Origin of the sequence: Flavobacterium sp. Leaf82, from assembly GCF_001422725.1 — a bacterium.
GTDB lineage: Bacteria > Bacteroidota > Bacteroidia > Flavobacteriales > Flavobacteriaceae > Flavobacterium.
This window is the reverse complement of record NZ_LMMA01000012.1, coordinates 530,047-551,699: the sequence shown is the minus strand read 5'-3', so window position 1 is coordinate 551,699 and position 21,653 is coordinate 530,047. Positions and strand designations below refer to the sequence as shown.

Here is a 21,653-nt window from a genome sequence, read left to right as displayed (position 1 = left end):
GATTATTCTGAAAACTAAAATATATTAAAAGGCAAAATTACGTTTTTAGAATTGAACAACGCAACTTCACCTTTTAAAATTAAAAAACGGAGTCTAAAATTGCTTGGTTTACCAAATAATTTCGGCTAAAACCTGATTTTCCTTAATCTTTCCTAACTGAATTGTTTTTAAAATTTTTGAAGTTTTTCCGGCTCTTGTTGTATAAATTTCTACCATGATTGTAGCGGGACCATTTTCTGTAAGTTCAGTTTCTCCAAAATAATTGGTTTTGATCTGGTATTTCCCTTTCACTGCATTTCTAATTAAATATTGTTCCGGCCCATAACCTTGAGTAAAATCTTTTGAAAATCTTGCTCCGGCTTCTGTTGTGGTATGACTATAATAACATTCTTCGCCATTTGGCTCAATAACATGCAAATCAAGATCAACATCCATCTGGTTCCAGTTCATAATTATTCTGATATCAACCGGCATTTTCTCCAAATATTTTTTATCGAGTTTACCTGTTTTCAGCCCTTTGTGTTCCATCGTCAAACGATTAATATCCATCAGGATAATATCTTCAACACCTTCATATTGTCCGCTCATTTCTCCGTAATAATTAACTTCTAACGCTTTGATTAATTGATCCAGCGCTTCCTGATATTTTCCTGAATCCTCAAGCGCCAATGCATAATCTCTTAAACTTTGTGGTTCATGCGCTCTCCACTTCGCGACTTGTTTTGCAGTAAACAAAGCATCATCATATGCTTTCCACTGGCGTAAAGTATACGTAAGAGTTTTGTAAAGCTGATGATTCTCTAAACCTAAATCAGCAATATTACTAATAACCTGTAATGCTTTTTTGACATCGCCCTGATTGTAGAAAAAATGCGCTACATCAAAATAAAAACTAGGGTTTCTTTCCTGTGCTTTTCTAAGTTCAAAATACAACTCATATTGTTTTTCTTTTGGAGCTTTTGCTAAAGCTTTTAAATACAATCGATCCGGATTCCAGATTTTAGTCTGATTATCGATTACCTGAGAATCGTTGCTTTCTACAATCAAATCTTTTTTAGGATCATCATTCGGTAAAATTTCTTTATTTAAAGTTTTATCAGATTCAGTCGCTTGACTTATTTCTAATCCTGCTACTTTTCCGGAAAGTGCTTGAGATACATTCGTGTTTTTAGAAATACTTTCAGACGAAATTGTTTGTACAGAATAAGAAACCTCAGATTTTTTAACCGTTCCATAACCCACAACAACAACTTCTTTCAACTCAGATTCTGCTTTTTTATCTAAGGTTTCAGAAGCTCTAGAAGGTACAGGAGCAACAAATTTTGCCTCATTAGCAACCGGACTGGCTTGTGCTTCCTGAACAATATTCATTGCAGATCCGGAACCAACTGGCTCATCAACCGTCATCACTGCATCAGCATCGCCTTTTATGGTTTCAGATCCTCTGCGTAGGTTTTTCTTAGATTTTGGTAAAATTTTTGGGGCCACATATTTAATATCTTCTTTCCACCAACTGTTTAATCCTTGAAAATAGCTTTCGATACTTTCCCAATTATTTTTTTGCTGCGCCAGATTATTATTGTGTTCCTGTTTTTTTATTCTGTCGAATTCTGCACGCAATTCTACTGGAGGAATAATATCATAAGAGATATAATCCTGAATATTCTCCAGAACAATCAGCGAAGTATTCTTAGTTATAATTCCGTATTTCTTTCCTAAAAGTTCTATTTCTTCTGAGTTTTTAGCATATTGAAAATCAAGATTCGCTATTTTTTTCTGTGCCCAAAGTTTTTCAATATTAACATCATTTGTACTTTGAATACTTCCATCCAATGTAATTTTTCGCTCTAAAACAGCTTCATTATTATAACCAAATAACAATGTAATTTCATTTTTTGGATTCAGGGAAATTCCCGAGAAACTAAAACTTCCTGAAACCGAAGTTCCTTCAATTGGAAACAAATCCGTCACTGTAAAATTCTCTTTTATTCCTAAAAATTTCAAACTAGAATTCACCAATTCATCTAAAGCATTTTCCTGATTAACCTGATTTAAATTGATAAAATTACCGCCCGTTTGCATTGCGGAATAATTCAGAAAAGAAAAATCGGCAGAAACTGATGATGTAATAGTATAAATAGGCTTTTTAGTTTTTGGCAAGACATTTTCGCTCAAAGAAGATAATCCGTCAGAGAAAAATAAATACTCATCGTTATTTATCAGGTTTATTTGCGAAAATCGAGTTCCTCCATCATATTTTGTATTTTCTAAAACTGCTTTTAATGCTGTCCAGTTTCCATTCGTAATTATATATTCATTTTGTTTTTCAAAACCATAGTTTAAAAAGTACAAAGTAACTTTTGTGTTTTTTATTTTTTGGAAGTAAGCATCAAGCAAAGCCAATTCTTTTTTTAAATCCCTTGTTTTACAACTCAAAGAATTATCCCAAATCAAACCAATGGAAGCAGGTGTTTTTTTGACAATTTTATTTCCTTCGATAAAAGTATTTCCATAAAAATAATGTTGTCCGCCAACATTTTGCATAATAACACTTGGGCTATTTTGCTGAATTGGAATTTTAAAAAGTAGTTTTTCAGTAGGCTGATAGTTTTCTTTTTTAATAGAAGTCTGAAAAGATTGATTCCATTTTGAAAAGGCAATTTCATCACCGGAATTTTCTGCCACAATTGGAGCAGTTGCAGTTCCTAAAACCGAAACATTCATCTCAAACTGATCCAGTTGTTTAGGATAACGACTCACTAATTGATATGCCAGATTATCTTTATCAAATGCCGAAAGTTCTTCTTCATAACCTATAATTACAGTTCGTTCTCCGTTTGGCATCAAAGGATAAATTCTTGTTCTAAAGTTATTTCCATCAACTTTTTCCAATAATCCCGGATCGACACGACGATGTTCGATAGCTTCAAAAACCTGTTTTCCTTTATTTTTATTTACAGGAACTGCTTCGCGGATTTTACCATTAATATCAATCGCATATCTTGAAACCGAAACATTTTCCGGCAACGGAAAAATAAGTTCCGCTTCCATCTGGCGTGTTCCAGAATTAAAGAAATGCATTTCGGCAGTCGTGTAAGCAATATTACCTACCACTTTTACATTTACAATTAATTTATTCATTCTTACTTTTTCAGCATCTTCTCCTTTCACCGTAAGTTCAGGACTTTGTGCAAAAGATTTTGTTCCTAAAAACAACAAGAAATAAAACAATACTTTCCAATTTACTTGAAAAAATTCTGGCTTAGATAAACGTCTTTTTGATTTCATAACACGAGAGTTAAGTTTGTATATAACTATAGAGCATATAAAATCTAAAAAGGTTGGAATGGGTTATAAAAAAAATTAAAACCATATAAGTTATATAAGAAAATATTAGCCTAAGATTGAGATTAAAACCTTGTAAAATATATCCCACGGTTTCAATCGTTGGACTTAATGAATGTTCGCAATCTTTTGGGATCAATGCTGAATGTTGTGGAGAAACATAAAAAACATACTCACTAATTATTTTTTTACCGCAGAGAACGTAATCCCGATAGCTATCGGGATTCGCAAAGTTCACTAAGATTTAAGTTGTGTTGACACAATTAAAACACATAAAGCTTTGTGTCCCGAGGCTTCGGGATGTGTTTTTACTAAACTTAGCATATTTAAAAACTTTGCGCTCTCCATGGTAATTTTTTTTATCTCCACAGATTTTAGTATTGATACATATTTTGGAATCGCAAATCTTTGCACTCACGGTTGAAACCGCAGGCTATGTTTATATAGAAATTCTATTTAATCGTATTATGGTTTATAACCAAAAAAAAATCTCCAACACTTCTTTTACAAAGTGCCGGAGATTCTTAAAAAAAACAATCTATTTTCAATTAATGCTATAAGAAAATTTTAAAATAGTTTCAATAAAACTTAAATTAACTTATATCACTTATATAATTCAGAAAAAATTATGAATTAATAACTTTTTCCTGGTGACCAATACTTTCCTGGTGAATAGCTTTGAACATTTTTAAAACAAACTCTTCAGTAAGACCTTTTTTCTCACCTTCAAGAATCATTTTTCCTAAAATTTCATTCCAACGGTTGTTTTGAAGAATCGCAACGTTTGCATCTTTTTTTACCTGACCAATTTCGTCAGCTACTTTCATACGTTTTCCTAATAAATCTAATAAATTAGCATCAAGAACGTCGATGTTAGCTCTTAGTTTTGTCATTTTGTTGCTGTACTCATCTGTAGTATCATCTGTTTTTCTAATCGTCAAATCTTTTATGATTTGTTTCAAAGCGTCTGGAGTAACTTGTTGAGCAGCATCAGACCAAGCGTTGTCCGGATCGTAGTGCGTTTCGATAATCATACCATCGTAGTTCAAATCTAAAGCCTCTTGCGTTACTTCAAAAATCATTTTACGATCTCCTGTAATGTGAGATGGATCGATGATTAATGGTAAATCAGGGAATTTATTTTGCAACTCGATAGCAATTTGCCATTCTGGAATATTTCTGTATTTTGTTTTTTCGTAAGTAGAGAAACCTCTGTGAATAACTCCTAATTTCTCGATTCCAGCCATGTGTAAACGCTCAACACCACCTAACCATAAAGCTAAATCCGGGTTTACAGGGTTTTTAACCAAAACGATTTTATCAGTTCCTTTCAAAGTATCAGCAATTTCCTGAACAGCAAAAGGGTTTGCAGTCGTACGGGCTCCAACCCATAAAACGTCGATATCATGTTCTAAAGCCAGTTTACAGTGAGCCGCAGTTGCAACTTCAGTTCCCATTAATAAACCAGTTTCTTTCTTAGCTTTTTGCAACCATTTTAAACCAATTTCTCCAACACCTTCAAATCCTCCCGGACGCGTTCTTGGTTTCCAGATTCCTGCTCTGAATACACTAACTTTTGAATCTTTCAATTCATGAGCAATTTTCAATACCTGATCTTCTGTTTCTGCACTACATGGTCCTGCTATCACAAGTGGGTGATTTAAATTGAAATCTTCTAACCACTTTCTCATTTCTTTCTTATTTTCCATCTTTATTTTTAGTTTATTTTTATTTTTTAATTGTTAATCCGTTTAATATCTCTTTAATTTTATTCGTGCTTTCCATTTCTTCAAAAATGGCATTGTAATTTTCATCTTTCAACAAATCCCTAAACCGACTGAGATTTGATATATATTCTTCTAATGTTTCAATAACGTGTTCCTTATTTTGCTTAAAAATTGGTGTCCACATTGCGGGAGAACTTTTAGCTAGACGAACTGTACTTTCAAATCCACTTCCCGCCATGTCAAAAATATCTTGTTCGTCCTTTTCCTTGTTCATTACCGTTTTCCCGAGCATAAACGAACTAATGTGCGACAAATGCGAAACGTAAGCAATGTGTTTGTCGTGCGAAGTTGGATCCATATATCGAATTCTCATTCCTATGTCGCTAAAAAGCTTTAACGCTTTTTCCTGCAATTTAAAAGTGGTTTTTTCCACCTCACAAATAATGTTTGTCTTTCCTTTAAACAAACCTCTTATCGCCGCCGAAGGTCCTGAGAACTCTGTTCCAGCTATTGGATGCGTTGCGATAAAATTTCTTCTTTTTGGGTGACTGGCAACAGCATCACAAATTGGTTTTTTAGTCGAACCTACTTCAAAAACAATCGTTTTATCTCCAACTAAATCCAGCACTTTAGGCAAAACTACCAGCGCTACATCCACCGGAACCGAAACAATTACAAAATCAGCATCCGCCAATTCTTCAAAGCTTCCTGCCTGATCGATAACGCCTAAATCAATTGCTTCCTGCAAGTGTTTTTCGTTGCTATCAATCCCGAAAATAGTTGCATCAGGATGTTGATCTTTGATGTCCAGCACCATCGAACCGCCTATTAACCCTATTCCTATTACGTATACTTTCATATTTATTTTTATTAGAAGCTATTTCCTGCTATCCGTTTCAATCTTTTTTTCGGTAAAAACCTCAAAAAAGGATTTCCACTTCTATCAGGGCTAGGGCTTCTCGTTTTTTCAAGACCTTTCGTCATTGCGAGGAACGAAGCAACCACACTAACAATTGACTCAGCAACTGAGATTGCTTCGTTCCTCGCAATGACACTTAAAATCGGTCTATCGCTTCTTGTACTTTTTCCTCTTTTACACACAACGAAAACCTGATATATCCTTCACCATTACTTCCGAAGATTGTACCCGGTGTGATAAAAATATGTTTCTCATATAATATTTCGTCAATGAACTTTTCTGATGATTCAATTCCTTCCGGAAGTTTCGCCCAAACAAAAAGACCAACTCCTTCTTTATAAACTTTGCAGCCTAATTTTTCTGCTAGTTTTTCTGTTAATTCTCTACGGCGTCTGTAAATCTTGTTTTGATCTTCGAACCATGATTTATCGCAATTCAATGCTGCAACCGCGCCTTTCTGGATTCCGTAGAACATACCGCTGTCCATGTTGCTTTTTACTTTTAGAACTGCATCGATAATTTCAGGATTTCCTAAAACCATTCCAACTCTCCAACCTGCCATGTTGAATGTTTTACTAAGTGAATTCAATTCTAAAGCCACTTCTTTTGCACCCTCAACCTGCAATAAACTCATCGGGTTATCATTCAATACAAAACTATAAGGATTGTCGTTGATCAATAATATGTTATGTTTTTTAGCAAAAGCAACCAATTTTTCAAATAACGCTAAACTTCCTCGCGCTCCTGTTGGCATGTGCGGATATCCAAGCCACATAATTTTTACTTTCTCCAGCTCTAATTTTTCCAAAGCTTCAAAATCCGGTTCCCAGGCATTTGCTTCTTTTAGATCATAATAAACCGGAACCGCTCCAACCAAATTAGTTACCGAAGTATACGTTGGATAACCAGGATTCGGAATTAAAACGTGATCGCCTTCATTCAGGAAAGCTAACGAAATGTGCATAATTCCTTCTTTCGAACCCATCAAAGGCAAAATCTCATTATTAGGGTTCAATTCAACACCAAACTGATTCTGATAAAAATCTGCCATCCCTTTTCTCAATTCCGGTAATCCCTGATAGCTCTGATAGCCATGCCCATTCTCTTCTTGAATTGCTGCGGCAACCGCTTCAATTACTGCTTTCGACGGACTCAAATCAGGGCTTCCAATTCCCATATTGATGATAGATTTTCCTTCAGATTGTAGTTGACGAACTTCTCTCAATTTTGATGAGAAGTAGTATTCTTCAACTGTATCTAATCTTTTTGCTGTTGTAATCATTTTTTTTTCTGCTTTAGGCTTTAAGCTGTATGCTTTAGGCTCTTTTATTTGTGACTTTTAGACTTTCGACTTTCTAACTTTAAGACTAATTAAGGTTTGGTGTTTTTGTATTCTCCTAAAACCTTTAAATATTCTGCCATTATATTTAATAACGATTTGGCTTTTGCAAAATCTTCGTATTTCTCGAATGTTACATCTACGAAAAATGAATATTTCCAAGGTGTTTCAATTTTTGGAAGCGACTGGATTTTTGTCAAATTCAGTTTGCAGTCGCTCATTACATTTAAAACTGCTGCTAAGCTTCCTCTTTTATGATCCAGTTCAAATTTGATTGACGCTCTGTTGATTTCGTTTTCAGGCAAAAATGAATTTTGCTTTTTGATAATCACAAAACGAGTCATATTATTTTTGATCGTTTGAATTTCCGGTGCCAGAATTTCTAAATCATACATTTCCGAAGCTACTTTACTTCCTATTGCTGCAATTCCGGTTAATTGTTTTTCCTGAATTCTTCTGGCAGTTTCGGCTGTATCTTTATCTTCAACCAACTTAATGCCCGGATATTGTTTTAAGAAATCCATACATTGCAAAATTGCCATTGGATGCGAATGAACTTCTTTTATATCTTCAATTTTCTGACCTTTTAAAGCCATTAAATTTTGGTGAATGCTTAAATAATGTTCTCCAATTATGTGTAAATTATTCTTGTCAATCAAAGCATAATTTGGAATAATTGGTCCTGCAATCGAATTTTCTATCGCCATAACTGCCTGATCAGATTTTCCTGAAAGAAGGCTGTCAACCAATTCTTCAAAAGACAAACACTCATCAATACTCACATTTTCAGAGAAATACTCTTTCACTACCTGATGATGAAAAGAACCTTTAATACCTTGTATTGCAATTTTAGTTGTCATATATTCAAAAAAAAATCCTGATTTTCATCAGGATTGTATATTAGTTTTATTTGTCTTTTTTAATTTTCTCAAATAACCATAGCACAATCCTCACTTCTACTAAAGAAGAAATAAAAAGAGTTGCTAAAATAAAAACGGTTATTAGACATTTTGTTTGTGTTTTTCAATAAATTCTCTGCGAATTTATAAATTATTTTCACCTCACCAAAACAAATAATGCATTTTATGAAACAAAAAAGGATTTCTTAACAAATTTATGATGTTTTGTATGATAATATAAAAAAACAGGTTTAAAATGAGATATAGACAATTGGCTTTGAGAAAGATTCTAAGGTTCTGAGTTTTTAAGATACTGAGATTTCATCTTTTTTTTTAACTTATGAATCAATTTAAACCTGTTTTTTTTAGAATCTTGTCATTTCGACGAAGGAGAAATTACATTAGAAACTCGGCAAAGATGGCGATTATAGTATTCATCTTTGTTGTCTGTACTTATTTCATCTAAATCCATTTATTACTTTTAAACTATTGAACCCTAAATTCCCTAGCCCCGATTGAAGTGGAAATCCTTTTTATTTTTTCCTTTAAAAAATAAAAAGATTGCAACGGAAAGCGGGAAATAGCTCCTAAAAAAACAAAAGCAGCTATCATTACGATAACTGCTTTCTATAAATTCAGAACAAAATCTTTCTTCTTTATTCTATTTTCTTTCTTCTAAAAAAATTAAGATCCACACATTTCACAATCTTCAGGATCTCCGGCTTGTGCTTTTAGCAACATTGCTTTATAGTCCTCAACACTTATAGATTCTGTTTCCGGAACTAAAACTGCCGGTCCATCTTCTTCTTTCTTATCGTTGTTTAGGGTGAATTTAATCGCATCAACTGCAGATTTTGTTCTTAGGTAATACATTCCTGTTTTTAAACCTGATTGCCAAGCATAGAAGTGCATTGACGTAAGTTTAGAATAGTTTGCATCTTGCATGAACAAGTTCAATGATTGCGATTGGTCAATGAAATAACCTCTTTGACGTGACATATCGATAATGTCTTTCATAGACATTTCCCAAACTGTTTTGTATAATTCTTTCAGGTCTTGCGGAATAATGTCAATGTTTTGAACAGATCCGTTATGACGCATAATTTCTTGTTTCAAAGTTTCGTTCCACAAACCTCTGTCTACTAAATCATGAAGTAAATGTTTGTTTACTACGATGAATTCTCCAGACAATACACGACGTGTGTAAATGTTTGATGTATATGGCTCGAAAGCTTCGTTGTTTCCTAAAATTTGAGAAGTCGAAGCAGTTGGCATTGGCGCAACTAATAATGAGTTACGAACTCCATGTTCTACAACTTCTTTTCTTAATGAAGCCCAGTCCCAACGACCAGATAATTCTTCATCTTTCATTCCCCACATATTATATTGAAATTCTCCTTTTGACATTGGAGAACCTTCGAATGTAGAATATGCCCCTTCTTCTTTTGCCATTTCCATAGAAGCGGTTACAGCTGCGAAGTATAATGTTTCGAAAATTTCCTGATTTAATACTTTTGCTTCGTCGCTTGTAAACGGCATACGCAACATGATAAAAGCATCTGCTAAACCTTGTACGCCTAAACCAACCGGACGGTGGCGTAAGTTAGAATTTTCAGCTTCTTTTACCGGATAGTAATTTCTGTCGATTACTTTGTTCAGGTTACGAGTTACACGTTTTGTAACATTATAAAGCGCTTCGTGATCGAATTTACCGTTTTCGATAAACATTGGTAATGAGATAGAAGCTAAGTTACAAACTGCAATTTCATCTTTAGAAGTAAACTCCATAATCTCTGTACACAAGTTAGACGAACGAATTGTTCCTAAATTCTTGTGGTTCGATTTACGGTTTGCTGCATCTTTGTACAACATATAAGGAGTTCCTGTTTCGATTTGTGATTCAAGGATTTTCTCCCATAATTCACGTGCACGAATGGTTTTTCTTCCTTTTCCTCTAAATTCATAATCCAAATACATGGTTTCGAATTCTTCTCCGTAAACATCGTATAATCCAGGACATTCGTTAGGACACATTAAAGTCCATGATGCATCTTCCTGAACACGTTTCATGAATAAATCAGATGTCCACATTGCGAAGAATAAATCGCGCGCACGCATTTCTTCTTTTCCTGTGTTTTTCTTTAAATCCAAAAAGTCGAAGATATCCGCATGCCATGTTTCGATGTAAATCGCAAAACTACCTTTACGTTTTCCTCCACCCTGATCTACGTAACGAGCCGTATCGTTGAAAACTCTCAACATTGGCACGATTCCGTTTGAAGTTCCGTTTGTACCACGAATATAAGATCCGGTTGCACGAACGTTATGAATAGAAAGACCAATTCCTCCCGCTGATTGCGAGATTTTAGCCGTTTGCTTTAAGGTATCATAAATACCATCAATACTATCATCCTGCATTGCCAAAAGGAAACAAGAAGACATTTGTGGTTTTGGAGTTCCTGCATTAAACAACGTTGGCGTTGCATGCGTAAAGAACTTTTTAGACATTAAATCGTAAGTTTCAATTACTGATTTTAAATCGTCAAGGTGAATACCAACAGAAACACGCATCAACATATGTTGTGGTCTTTCGACGATTTTTCCGTTTATTTTTAACAAATACGAACGCTCTAAGGTTTTGAAACCAAAGTAATCGTAATTAAAATCTCTTGTATAAATAATATGAGAATCAAGGAAAGCTGAGTTTTCCTGAATTACTTTAAATACTTCATCCGAAAGTAACGGCGCTTCTTGTCCGTTTCTTGGATTTACGTAATTATACATATCTTTCATCGTTTCTGAAAACGACTTTTTAGTATTTGAATGTAGATTAGAAATCGCCACACGCGCTGCTAATTGTGCATAATCAGGATGCGCAATTGTCATAGAAGCCGCCGTCTCAGCTGCAAGATTATCTAGTTCAGAAGTTGAAACCCCATCATACAATCCCTCGATAACTCTCATCGCTACCTTAACAGGATCTACAAGCTCATTCAAGCCGTAACACAATTTTTTGATTCTTTCTGTAATCTTATCAAACATTACGGGCTCTTTGTGGCCATCTCTTTTTACTACATACATAAGCTTACTTTTTTAGTTATTGAAAAAATGAAAGACATTGGAATAACGAATTCCAAGACTTAAACATTGCGTGTTTTTAAATTATTTTTTGAGAATTGCAGGATTCTCAATAGTTACCCGATTCAAATTCGAAAAATGAATTTAAACACATTAAAAATTGTTATTGAATCTACGATTTGGGCTGAAGATTCAATCTTAAAAAATTGTAATTTATCTTAGCGCTTTTAGATTGCGCTAAAAGTATTTTGGTGCCTAAAAATCTGCATCGAATGAAATTTTCTGAGCATCACTATCTGTGTTCATAACACCTGATTTTTGATACTCGGCAACACGTTTTTCAAAGAAATTGGTTTTTCCCTGAAGTGAGATCATGTCCATGAAGTCAAACGGATTCGCTGATCCATACACACGTTCGCAACCTAACTCTACTAATAATCTATCTGCAACAAATTCCAGATATTGTGTCATTAATACAGCATTCATACCTATTAAACTTACCGGAAGAGATTCTGTAACAAATTCTCTTTCGATATCTAATGCGTCAACAATGATTTCTTTAATTCTTTCTTTTGGTACTTTATTAATCAGGTGATGATTGTGCAAATGCACTGCAAAGTCACAGTGTACACCTTCATCACGAGAAATTAACTCGTTTGAAAAAGTTAAACCTGGCATTAAACCACGTTTTTTCAACCAATAAATAGAACAGAAAGCACCTGAAAAGAAAATTCCTTCAACTGCTGCAAAAGCAATTAGTCTTTCAGCAAACGAATCAGATTCGATCCACTTTAAAGCCCAGTCTGCTTTTTTCTTAATTGCAGGAAAAACTTCCAATGCATTAAACAATTCTGCTTTCTCTGCTTCATCTTTCACGTAAGTGTCAATTAATAAAGAGTAAGTTTCACTGTGAATGTTTTCCATCATGATCTGGAAACCATAGAAAAACTTCGCTTCTGCATATTGAACTTCGTTTACAAAGTTCTCAGCAAGATTTTCATTTACGATTCCATCAGAAGCTGCAAAAAATGCTAATATGTGTTTAATGAAATATCTTTCGTCGTCACTAAGCTTATTATTCCAGTCTGTCAAGTCTTGGTGCAAATCTATTTCTTCAGCAGTCCAGAAACTAGCTTCCATTTTCTTATACCATTCCCAAATATCATGATGTTTGATAGGAAAAATAACGAAACGATTTTTATTTTCTTGTAATATTGGTTCGACTTGTGACATGGTAATTTTTGTTTAATTTTTATACTGAATTTTTGCTAATTCAATAGACTACAAAGATTGTCAATTATCGCTAAAAATGAAAGCCAAACTTATTCACAATTCGACGTAGTTTTTAACAAAGGCTAAAAAATGAGATATTTTTCAGACAATAATTAAATATTTGTAAATGAGACATTTAATATTGCCTTTCACACCTAAAGTCCCTGTAAAATATAGACTTTTTGTAATAAAAAGCAAGAAATTTTAAATTGTTTTTAAAAGTTTTTTTTTGAGTTAAAACTTTATTTTTTGAGTTAAAAAATGAGCTGAAAAAGCGGTAACTATAGCGCTTAAAATTTTAAGATTTTTTGAGTTCTTCGGCTACTTTTTCAAGTTCCAAATACCAATCCTGACCAAAGCGTCGAATTAATGCTTCTTTGACAAATTTATAAACCGGAACTTCTAATTCTTTTCCTAAAGAACAGGCATCATCACAAATATCCCATTTATCATAATTTACAGCAGCAAACTCCGTGAAGTCTTTTACACGAATTGGATATAAATGACATGAAACCGGTTTTTTCCAGTCTACGATTCCTTGATTATACGCTTGCTCGATTCCGCAAAGTGCTGTTTTGCCATCAAAAATAACATACGCACAATCTTTTTCATCGATTAATGGAGTTTCAAGATCACCATCAGTTCCTTTTACCCAGGTTCCTTGCGCTTCGATAGCAGCAATTCCTTCTTTACGTAAAAATGGTTTTACTTTAGGGTAAATTTCTTCCATTATTTTAGTTTCTGCTTCACTTAGCGGCGCACCGGCATCTCCGTCAACACAGCAAGCTCCTTTACAAGCTGACAAGTTGCACACAAATTCTTTTTCAAGAATATCCTCTGAAATAATGGTTTTACCTAATTGAAACATGATAATAAAGTACTGAAATTTATAAAGTGCAAAGATAGTCAAAGAAAGTAGATGATAGGAGATTAAATTTTACTGTAAAGAGTCTTGTGAGTTTTACCGCAAAGAGCGCAAAGTTTTTTCGCAAAGATTCGCAAAGATTATTTAGCAAGGCTAAATAATATAGAAGGCTTAAAAAAGTTCGCAAAGCAGATTAAATAGATTTAGAGGTTGTATATTTTATAAAGCTTTGTGAGCTTTGAAAATGCTTTTCAAATACTCGTAATCAAATTAAACTTTGCGAGTCTTTGCGAAAAAACTTTGCGCTCTTTGCGGTAAAAAACCACACACAACTAAGCTAATCCAATGCAAATATGCAATAGAAGTTATCAATTGTTACAAAAATCACTATTTTAACCAATAATACATGTTTTTATAACAAAAATAGTGTGTTAGTGAGATCTTATAAAAAAGCGCTATCTTTATTATCTACCTTTGCGCATCTTTTAATCCATAAATTAGAAAAATATGTTAGATATTGATTTTAAAGAAATTATCACTGTCGGAATGGTACTTTTTGCTGTAATCGATATTGTAGGTTCAATTCCTATTATTGTAAATCTAAGAGCAAAAGTTGGACACATTGAATCTGAGAAAGCTTCGATAGTTGCCGGTGCGATTATGATTGTTTTTCTTTTTGTTGGCGAGGGCTTACTTAATCTTATAGGTATAGACGTGCATTCGTTTGCCGTTGCCGGATCTTTTGTATTATTTTTTCTGGCTTTGGAGATGATTTTAGGGATCAGGATTTATCGTGACGAAGAACCCGGATCAGCTTCTATTGTTCCGTTAGCGTTTCCGTTAATTGCAGGAGCAGGAACGATGACAACTTTGCTTTCTTTGCGATCTCAATTTCATACCATTAATATTATTATTGCTATTTTACTCAATATTATATTGGTTTATATAGTTTTGAAATCGTCTAAAAAAATCGAGAATTTATTAGGAGAAAACGGACTTGGCGTAGTTCGTAAGACATTTGGAGTGATACTTTTAGCGATTGCTGTTAAATTATTTGCTGCTAATGTTAAAGGTTTGTTCGTCTAACAATTATTTTTATAAATTTACCCCATAAAATTTCTAAAATACAATTTAAAGACATTTTTAAGTCTGAGGGTTTTACTTTATTATTTTAGGCAAACAAACAACCATTATGAAAATTTTCACTTCAATCTTAGTGCTTCTTGCATTAGCTTTAATTGTTTTTAATATTACGTTGCTAGACTTCAAAAATCCTTTTCAGGGAGACAGTGTAGTTGCTTTTATTGGAATTGCAGCTTCATTTTGTGCCGTCTTGATTCTTTTAATTTTTAGAATTTCTAAAAGGATTGAAGAAAAAACAAACGGACGATAATATGTTTGACGTTTTAATTATTGGCGGAGGTGTTTCAGGCATGTCTTGCGCTTTAGTTTTAGGATCAGCAAAAAACAAATCCTTTGCAGCCGATAAAAAAATTGGAATTTTTACGCATCAGAAGAATTCTTCTTTACAAGAAGCAATTTTCTACAATGCTTACGGTATAACTCCAGGTAAATTAGGATCTGATTTACTAACAGAAAGTACGCAGGATTTAGCAACAGCTTATCCGCATATTACTCAAATACCAAATGAGAAAGTAATTAAAGTCGAAGGAAGTTATCCTGAATTTACTGTAATTACAAACAAAAACTCATACAAAACCAAAAGTATCGTTATTGGGATTGGTTCTGCAAATACTTTTGACATAGAAGGTTTAATGCAATATATTGAGCCTCATAAAAAAGCATTACCGGAAAAACAACGCATTCAGCTTAAAAACGACGATCATAAAGTTGCCGACGGCATTTATGTAATTGGAACTTTAGCAGGCTGGAGAAGTCAATTAGCGATTGCTGCAGGAAGTGGCGCTGCCGTTGCGACAGATATTCTTACTTTATGGAATAACGGCGTACAAACCCATTCGCACGATAGTATTCGATAAAACTCTATAAAATTATTAAACCATATAAGTTATATAAGTTCATTTAATGCATTGCGCATATTATCAACTTATATAATTTATATGGTTTCTTTTTTTTTCATTTAAGTTTATTTTCTTTTAATAGTTATTACTTCACGCATAGTATTAAATGAACTTATATAACTTATATGGTTTAACCTTTATTTCACCGAAACAATTTCTCTTACTGTGATGTGTTTTTCTGTATCTGTTTTCCAGATATCTCCTTTTAAGGATACTTCATCACCTTCTTTTAATTTCTTGTAGTTTTGTGGACCTCCAACATTTACAATGCTGATTACCGCGAAATAAACTTCATTTTTATCAGTGTTGATTTTGGCAGTATAGCCGTCTTTTCCAAATTCAATAGATGCTACTTTTCCTGAAACTGTATTTTTATCTTTCATACACGCGCAAGAAATTACAAAAGTCATTAGTACTATTAAAAAACTTACTCTTTTTAGATTTTTCATATTTTATATTTTACTGTAAATCTCGTTCATTTCAGACAAGATTTATTACACTATATTTTAAAAAATTATTATTATTTTATTGTAAAACTACACAACTTCCGGCAATCACTTTTACGTTTTCATCAAATTGTTTCCAGACTCTGTTATATTTATAAACACCATTTACAGCATTACCTTCATAATTCCCTTTTAATAAAACAGTTACCACAACCACGGCTAAATCTTCAATTATATTAATAATTTGATCTGAAGCTTCTAAGGTTTCGATTTTCATTTTACCTAAACGATACGATTCAAGATCAAACTGTTTGGTAATTGTTTGTCCATCCGGTAAATTAAAAAGTAAATCATCGTGCAGCATTTTATCCAAAGCTGTAACGTCAGCATTTTTAATTGCCATCAAAAGTTCAATTTCAGCATTTACAATAGTTTCTATTTTCATCTGATACAAAAAATTAAGGATTACTTTTTGGGATTCAAAACGGCTTTGATCATGGCATCATCTTTCAAAATGACATCATAATAATATAATTCACCATAAAGCTGACGGGCAAATTCTGCGGTAATATAACGATTTACCAATGCTTTGGTTTTATCTAATTTCAAGTCTAAACCTGTCATTAAAATATAAGTTCTAAACTTTTTAAAATACAGATCTGAGTTTTTCATCTTCGCTAAAAACTCATTAAAATGAAGTCCGGTAAAGGCATTTCTGTTCTTATCCAGTTCTTCAAAAACAAAATGTCCTACAATTCCGGTTTGAAGAAGATAAGCTACATTTTCGTTTCCGTGTTCTGCTTCAATTGGCACAAAAACATCCGGAACAATTCCGCCGCCGCCGTATACGATTTTACCTTTTGGAGTTTTAAATTTTAAAGAATCTGCTACTTTTATACTGTCTTTTGCATAAAGTTCCCCAGATTTTATACGTGATTCTGATTCTTTATAATATTCTTCGTTTCCTTTTTTATATGGTTTCTGAATCGATCTTCCGGTTGGTGTGTAATATCTCGCCACGGTTAATCTAACGGCAGATCCATCATTAAAATCCATTTCGCGCTGCACTAATCCTTTACCAAAAGAACGGCGACCTACAATAGTTCCGCGATCACTGTCCTGAATTGCTCCAGCCAGAATTTCACTTGCCGAAGCGCTATTTTCGTTAATTAAAACATAGACTTTTCCGGCTTCAAAACTTCCTGCTTTGGTTGCAAATGTTTTTTCGGTAGTTCCGTTTTTATTTTTGGTAAAAACAATTAATTGCTTGTCTTTCAAAAATTCATCGGCAATTGCAATCGCTTCTTCCATATAACCACCGCCATTATCACGAAGGTCAATTATAAGAGATTCAATTCCGTTTTGTTTTAATCTGCTTAAACCGGTTTTGAATTCATTAAAAGTAGTTTCGGCAAAACGATTGATTTTGATATAACCTGTTTTATTGTCGAGTAATAAAGAAGCATCTACACTTTTTATAGGGATAATATCTCTTTTTACTTTAAACTTTAGTTTCTTTTGCTCTGATTTTCTAAAAACAGTTAATTCTATTTCAGATCCTTTTATCCCTTTTAGCTTAGAAAATAAACTATCAGAAGGCAATCTTCTGCCAAATAATTTCGTTTTTCCTGCAAATAAAATTCGATCGCCGGATTTTATTCCTGCTTTCGCCGAAGGTCCGTTTTCAATTGGTTTTATGATTGCAACAGAATCTTTATACATATAGAAATTAATCCCGATTCCTACGAAATCACCTTTCATACTTTCAGCTACTTCTGCCTGTTCTGTTGGCGGAATATAAACAGAATGAGGATCTAGTTTTGACAAAATATTATCTACCGTGAGGTTTACAATAGAATCTGTATTGATACTGTCAACATATTCATTATTAATAAAATCAATAAGTTTGTTGAGTTTGGTTTTTGAGTAATTTTTAGCCAAAAGCGGATCATCAACCGGAGCATTCATAAGGCTTCCGATGACAATACCAAGAGCAAAGGTCGCTCCGATAATAATGGGCAAATATTTTGAATTAAATTTCATTTACTCTTCTAAAACAGGAATATGTTCGACTTCGACACCCGCTTTTATTAAAAACTGAATTCCGGAATCATCTCGATATCCGTTATGATAAACCACTCTTTTAATTCCTGACTGATGTATCAGTTTACTGCATTCTTTGCATGGCGAAAGTGTAATATATAAAGTAGCACCTTCGCATGATTGTGTCGATCGGGCAACTTTTAAGATTGCATTTGCTTCGGCATGAAGAACATCCCAACGGGTTAATCCATCTTCATCTTCGCAACAATTTTCAAAACCGGATGGTGTTCCGTTGTATCCATCAGAAATAATCATTCGGTCTTTTACGATAATAGCACCAACTTGTTTTCGTTTGCAATAGGAAAGTGCTCCCCATTCTTTGGCAATTCGCAAATAAGCTTTATCGTATTTATTTAATTTTTTTTCTTCCATTTATTTTATCTGTGCCAAATTGGGCTTTCAATAATCATAGGAACTACTACTCCTATAATAAAAGCCGACATTACAAGTGCCCAATCCCGTTTTGAAAAACGAAATACGGTTTGTACAATATATGATAGTATCAGAACTACAAAAACCACAACTAACTGAGCTGCTTCGATTCCTAACGCAAACTCGCCTAAAGGTAGTAATTTTGAACTAGCTGATCCTCCTAAAATAGTCTTGAAATAATTAGAGAATCCAAGTCCGTGGATAATTCCAAAAAACAAGGTCACAAAAAACACTAAATTCAGTCCGTCACTCTTAGAATTTTTACCTGCTGTAAAAAGATTAAAAATTGCGGTTATTAAAATTGTTATCGGAATTAAAAATTCAACCGTATTTACTTTTATAGCTATGATTCCGTAAACTGAAAGCAATAAAGCTAAGGTATGACCAATTGTAAAAACAGAAACTAATAGCAAAATACGTTTCCAGTCTTTGAACAAATAAGGTGTTGTTAATGCAATTAAAAAAAGAACGTGATCATAAGCGTGAATATCTAAAACATGCTTTAATCCTATTTGAAAATAAATCCAAAATTCTGACATACGGGTAATACTATTAAATGATTAGGGGTTGTAAACTTACGATTTATTTTGAAAAATTTATGGTGCGAAACATTAAATCAGCGAATAATAATAAGTTAAATTTTATGAGAAATTTAAATTTGTTAAATTAAAATAAGATTTATCTTTGCTCAATAAAAACTAATTAATTATGCCATTTTCAGAATTATTTGATAACGAATTCAAACAAAGAAACAGAGGTCATTTCTCTGCCATTGTTCGTGTAGCTTTTGCTGACGGCAAAGTAAGTCCAGAAGAAAAAGATTTTTTAGATAAAATAGCTTCAACATTACAAATTTCAGAAGACGAATACAACGAAATCCTTAAAGATCCGTGGAAACATCCAATAAACCCACCTTATTTATATACGCAACGTTTAGAGCGTTTATATGATTTGGCAAGAATGGTTCACGTAGATCACCATTTAGGAGATCAGCAAGAAGTAATGTTAACCCGTATGGGATTAGCTTTAGGATTTACTCCAGGAAACGTAAACTATATTGTTAGAAAAGCATTGTCTTTGGTTGACAAAAAAGTAGATTTAGACACTTTTGTTTTCGAAATGGAAAACATGAATAAATAGTATTCAGTTTATAGTCGCAGTCACAGTAAACAGTCTCAGTCACAATAAACGGTTAATAAAATAAATAAACCCGACAGTTTTTTAAAAACTGTCGGGTTTGCTATTTAAAGTCCAAACTGAAAACTGCGACTGAAACTGAGACTGTGACTGTGACTGTGACTGTGACTGTAAACTGAGACTGAGACTGCGACTAAAGACTTTATTCCGCTGCCATAAATTCTTCCGCTTTTTCTACCATATTATAGCTTCCACAGAAAAACGGTACTCTTTCATGCAGTTCAGTTGGCTGGATTTCCATAATTCTGCCAAAACCGTCTGTTGCCTTTCCTCCTGCTTGTTCAGCAATAAATGCCATTGGGTTGCATTCGTATAATAAACGCAGCTTTCCTTTTGGCGCTTTTGAGCTTGTTGGATACAAATAAATTCCGCCTTTGATCATATTACGATGAAAATCAGAAACTAAACTTCCAATATATCTTGAAGTATAGGGTCTGTCTTCTTCTTCTTTTTGACAATATTTAATGTAATTTTTTACTCCTTGCGGAAAATGAACATAGTTTCCTTCGTTTACCGAATAAATATTCCCGTTTCGGGGAAATTGCATATTTGGATGCGAAAGATAAAAAGTACCTATTGCAGGATTCAGCGTAAAACCATTTACGCCATGACCTGTGGTATAAACCAACATTGTAGAGGTTCCGTAAATCACATATCCCGCTGCTACCTGATTTACTCCCGGCTGTAAAAAATCCTCGCTCGTTACCGGAGTTCCTAGTGGTGTAATTCTTCTAAAAACGGAGAAAATGGTTCCTAAAGAAACATTTACATCAATGTTTGAAGATCCGTCAAGCGGATCCATCAAGATCACATACTTATTATTATTACTGTTGTCGCTCCCCTTGACAGTAATAAATTCGTCGTTTTCTTCTGAAGCAATTCCACAGACAATCTCACGGTTAATTAACGTCTGAATAAATACTTCGTTTGCATACACATCTAATTTTTGCTGGTCTTCTCCCTGGATATTTTGTTCGCCTGCAGCGCCAATAATATCCACTAATCCGGCTTTGTTGACTTTATAGTTTACAACTTTCGCCGCCAAACGTATAGAGTTAATAATTCGGGAAAGCTCTCCCGACGAATACTGAAATGCTTTTTGGTTCTCAATAATAAACTCTCCTAGTGTTTTATTGCGTTCTTCCATTACTATATCGTTGTAGTTTTAATTTTAAGTCACAAATATCGTTTTTTTTGTGAGAATGATTTAAAAATTATTTCGTTAGTTTGCCACTATTGTATATTTGCTAATTAAAGGCTAAAAGTACCGAACAAAAGATTATTTTTTTGGCTAATAAACGCTTATTAATAAGAATACACGAATTGGTCTTACAAAAATTTTGATCAAAATAAATTCTTAAAAAACAGATAACAATACGATATAGATTAAAATTAAAAATTGCTTAATTATGAATATTAGAAAAGGAAATCCTGAAGACATGGAATCGGTTTTGGGATTAATACAGGAGTTGGCAATATTCGAAAAAGAACCGGAAGCTGTTGTTATTACTGTTGATGATTTATTGCGTGACGGCTTTGGTGAAAAGCCGCTATTTCATGTTTTTGTTGCAGAGGTTGAAAAAGAAATTGTGGGCATTGCACTATATTATTACCGATATTCTACCTGGAAAGGAAAAACAATACATCTTGAAGATTTAATTGTAAAAGATAAAATGCGAGGTACCGGTTTAGGATCTGCACTTTATACCGAAATTATGAAGCAGGGAAAAAAAGATAATGTACGAAGAGTAGAATGGAATGTTCTGGACTGGAATACTCCGGCAGTGAAGTTCTATGAAAACTCTGGCGCAAAAATCCTGGAAGAATGGAGAGTGGTTCAAATGGATAAAGCTGGAATTGATTCGTTTCTGGAAAAACTATAAAAATATATTTGCTACGAATTCCACAAATTTACACTAATTAAATTCGTGCTAATTCGTGAAATTCGTGGCAGATAAAATCATAAAATATACTAGATTTCATGTAATC

General features: G+C 33.6%; 19 protein-coding genes. 5 read left to right on the top strand and 14 right to left on the bottom strand.

The features are described from left to right. Nucleotides 1-108 precede the first annotated feature (108 nt). The 8 genes from ASF10_RS10970 to ASF10_RS10935 form a co-directional block, all read right to left on the bottom strand. Nucleotides 109-3,288, bottom strand: coding sequence for a VIT domain-containing protein (locus ASF10_RS10970; RefSeq protein ID WP_056248855.1), 3,180 nt, complete (start codon nucleotides 3,286-3,288; stop codon nucleotides 109-111). 683 nt (nucleotides 3,289-3,971) lie between these two features. Then, nucleotides 3,972-5,054, bottom strand: coding sequence for a bifunctional 3-deoxy-7-phosphoheptulonate synthase/chorismate mutase type II (locus ASF10_RS10965; RefSeq protein ID WP_056248852.1), 1,083 nt, complete (start codon nucleotides 5,052-5,054; stop codon nucleotides 3,972-3,974). Nucleotides 5,055-5,073: 19 nt separating this feature from the next. Beyond that, the gene (locus ASF10_RS10960; RefSeq protein WP_056248848.1) at nucleotides 5,074-5,931 is read right to left on the bottom strand and encodes a prephenate dehydrogenase; all 858 of its coding nucleotides are present in this window, start codon (nucleotides 5,929-5,931) and stop codon (nucleotides 5,074-5,076) included. 196 nt (nucleotides 5,932-6,127) lie between these two features. Continuing rightward, nucleotides 6,128-7,273 carry a pyridoxal phosphate-dependent aminotransferase gene (locus ASF10_RS10955; RefSeq protein ID WP_056248845.1) on the bottom strand — a complete coding sequence of 382 codons (1,146 nt, stop codon included), beginning with the start codon at nucleotides 7,271-7,273 and terminating at the stop codon, nucleotides 6,128-6,130. A gap of 89 nt (nucleotides 7,274-7,362) precedes the next feature. Next, on the bottom strand, nucleotides 7,363-8,190 hold the full coding sequence (locus ASF10_RS10950) for a prephenate dehydratase (RefSeq protein ID WP_056248843.1): 828 nt from the start codon (nucleotides 8,188-8,190) through the stop codon (nucleotides 7,363-7,365). Nucleotides 8,191-8,913: 723 nt separating this feature from the next. Continuing rightward, on the bottom strand, nucleotides 8,914-11,310 hold the full coding sequence (locus ASF10_RS10945; protein WP_056248840.1) for a ribonucleoside-diphosphate reductase subunit alpha: 2,397 nt from the start codon (nucleotides 11,308-11,310) through the stop codon (nucleotides 8,914-8,916). A 252-nt stretch (nucleotides 11,311-11,562) separates the two neighbouring features. Then, a complete protein-coding gene (locus ASF10_RS10940; protein ID WP_041518445.1) occupies nucleotides 11,563-12,540 on the bottom strand; it encodes a ribonucleotide-diphosphate reductase subunit beta in 978 nt (325 codons plus the stop codon). Between the two features lie 337 nt (nucleotides 12,541-12,877). Beyond that, complete coding sequence (locus ASF10_RS10935) at nucleotides 12,878-13,447, bottom strand: DUF3109 family protein (protein ID WP_056248837.1); 570 nt, start codon at nucleotides 13,445-13,447, stop codon at nucleotides 12,878-12,880. Nucleotides 13,448-13,951: 504 nt separating this feature from the next. On the opposite strand from ASF10_RS10935, the gene ASF10_RS10930 reads away from it, so the two are divergent. The 3 genes from ASF10_RS10930 (at nucleotide 13,952) to ASF10_RS10920 (ending at nucleotide 15,444) form a co-directional block, all read left to right on the top strand. Next, nucleotides 13,952-14,530 (top strand): MarC family protein, encoded by a 579-nt coding sequence (locus tag ASF10_RS10930; protein WP_056248834.1) that lies wholly within the window; start codon nucleotides 13,952-13,954, stop codon nucleotides 14,528-14,530. Between the two features lie 106 nt (nucleotides 14,531-14,636). Continuing rightward, nucleotides 14,637-14,837, top strand: coding sequence for a hypothetical protein (locus ASF10_RS10925; RefSeq protein WP_017496183.1), 201 nt, complete (start codon nucleotides 14,637-14,639; stop codon nucleotides 14,835-14,837). Nucleotide 14,838: 1 nt separating this feature from the next. Then, nucleotides 14,839-15,444: an FAD-dependent oxidoreductase gene (locus ASF10_RS10920; RefSeq protein WP_056248832.1), complete on the top strand. Its 606-nt coding sequence runs from the start codon at nucleotides 14,839-14,841 to the stop codon at nucleotides 15,442-15,444. 179 nt (nucleotides 15,445-15,623) lie between these two features. Here ASF10_RS10920 and ASF10_RS10915 read toward each other — a convergent pair whose 3' ends face one another. The 5 genes from ASF10_RS10915 to ASF10_RS10895 form a co-directional block, all read right to left on the bottom strand. Continuing rightward, entirely contained in the window at nucleotides 15,624-15,935 is a 312-nt protein-coding gene (locus ASF10_RS10915) for a hypothetical protein (RefSeq protein WP_056248828.1), read from the bottom strand. 76 nt (nucleotides 15,936-16,011) lie between these two features. Then, nucleotides 16,012-16,377 (bottom strand): nuclear transport factor 2 family protein, encoded by a 366-nt coding sequence (locus ASF10_RS10910; RefSeq protein ID WP_056248825.1) that lies wholly within the window; start codon nucleotides 16,375-16,377, stop codon nucleotides 16,012-16,014. Nucleotides 16,378-16,397: 20 nt separating this feature from the next. After that, on the bottom strand, nucleotides 16,398-17,975 hold the full coding sequence (locus ASF10_RS10905; protein WP_056248822.1) for a S41 family peptidase: 1,578 nt from the start codon (nucleotides 17,973-17,975) through the stop codon (nucleotides 16,398-16,400). Further along, nucleotides 17,976-18,407, bottom strand: coding sequence for a deoxycytidylate deaminase (locus tag ASF10_RS10900; RefSeq protein ID WP_056248820.1), 432 nt, complete (start codon nucleotides 18,405-18,407; stop codon nucleotides 17,976-17,978). It abuts the gene before it with no gap. A gap of 5 nt (nucleotides 18,408-18,412) precedes the next feature. After that, a complete protein-coding gene (locus ASF10_RS10895) occupies nucleotides 18,413-19,006 on the bottom strand; it encodes a HupE/UreJ family protein (RefSeq protein ID WP_056248818.1) in 594 nt (197 codons plus the stop codon). Between the two features lie 169 nt (nucleotides 19,007-19,175). Here ASF10_RS10895 and ASF10_RS10890 point away from each other — a divergent pair, with 169 nt between their 5' ends. After that, nucleotides 19,176-19,607, top strand: a complete 432-nt coding sequence (locus tag ASF10_RS10890) for a TerB family tellurite resistance protein (protein WP_056248816.1) — start codon at nucleotides 19,176-19,178, stop codon at nucleotides 19,605-19,607. A 199-nt stretch (nucleotides 19,608-19,806) separates the two neighbouring features. On the opposite strand, the gene fbp is transcribed toward ASF10_RS10890, so the two are convergent. Continuing rightward, nucleotides 19,807-20,811 (bottom strand): class 1 fructose-bisphosphatase, encoded by a 1,005-nt coding sequence (fbp, locus tag ASF10_RS10885; RefSeq protein ID WP_056248814.1) that lies wholly within the window; start codon nucleotides 20,809-20,811, stop codon nucleotides 19,807-19,809. A gap of 262 nt (nucleotides 20,812-21,073) precedes the next feature. On the opposite strand from fbp, the gene ASF10_RS10880 reads away from it, so the two are divergent. Continuing rightward, on the top strand, nucleotides 21,074-21,547 hold the full coding sequence (locus ASF10_RS10880; protein WP_056248812.1) for a GNAT family N-acetyltransferase: 474 nt from the start codon (nucleotides 21,074-21,076) through the stop codon (nucleotides 21,545-21,547). Nucleotides 21,548-21,653: the final 106 nt, after the last annotated feature.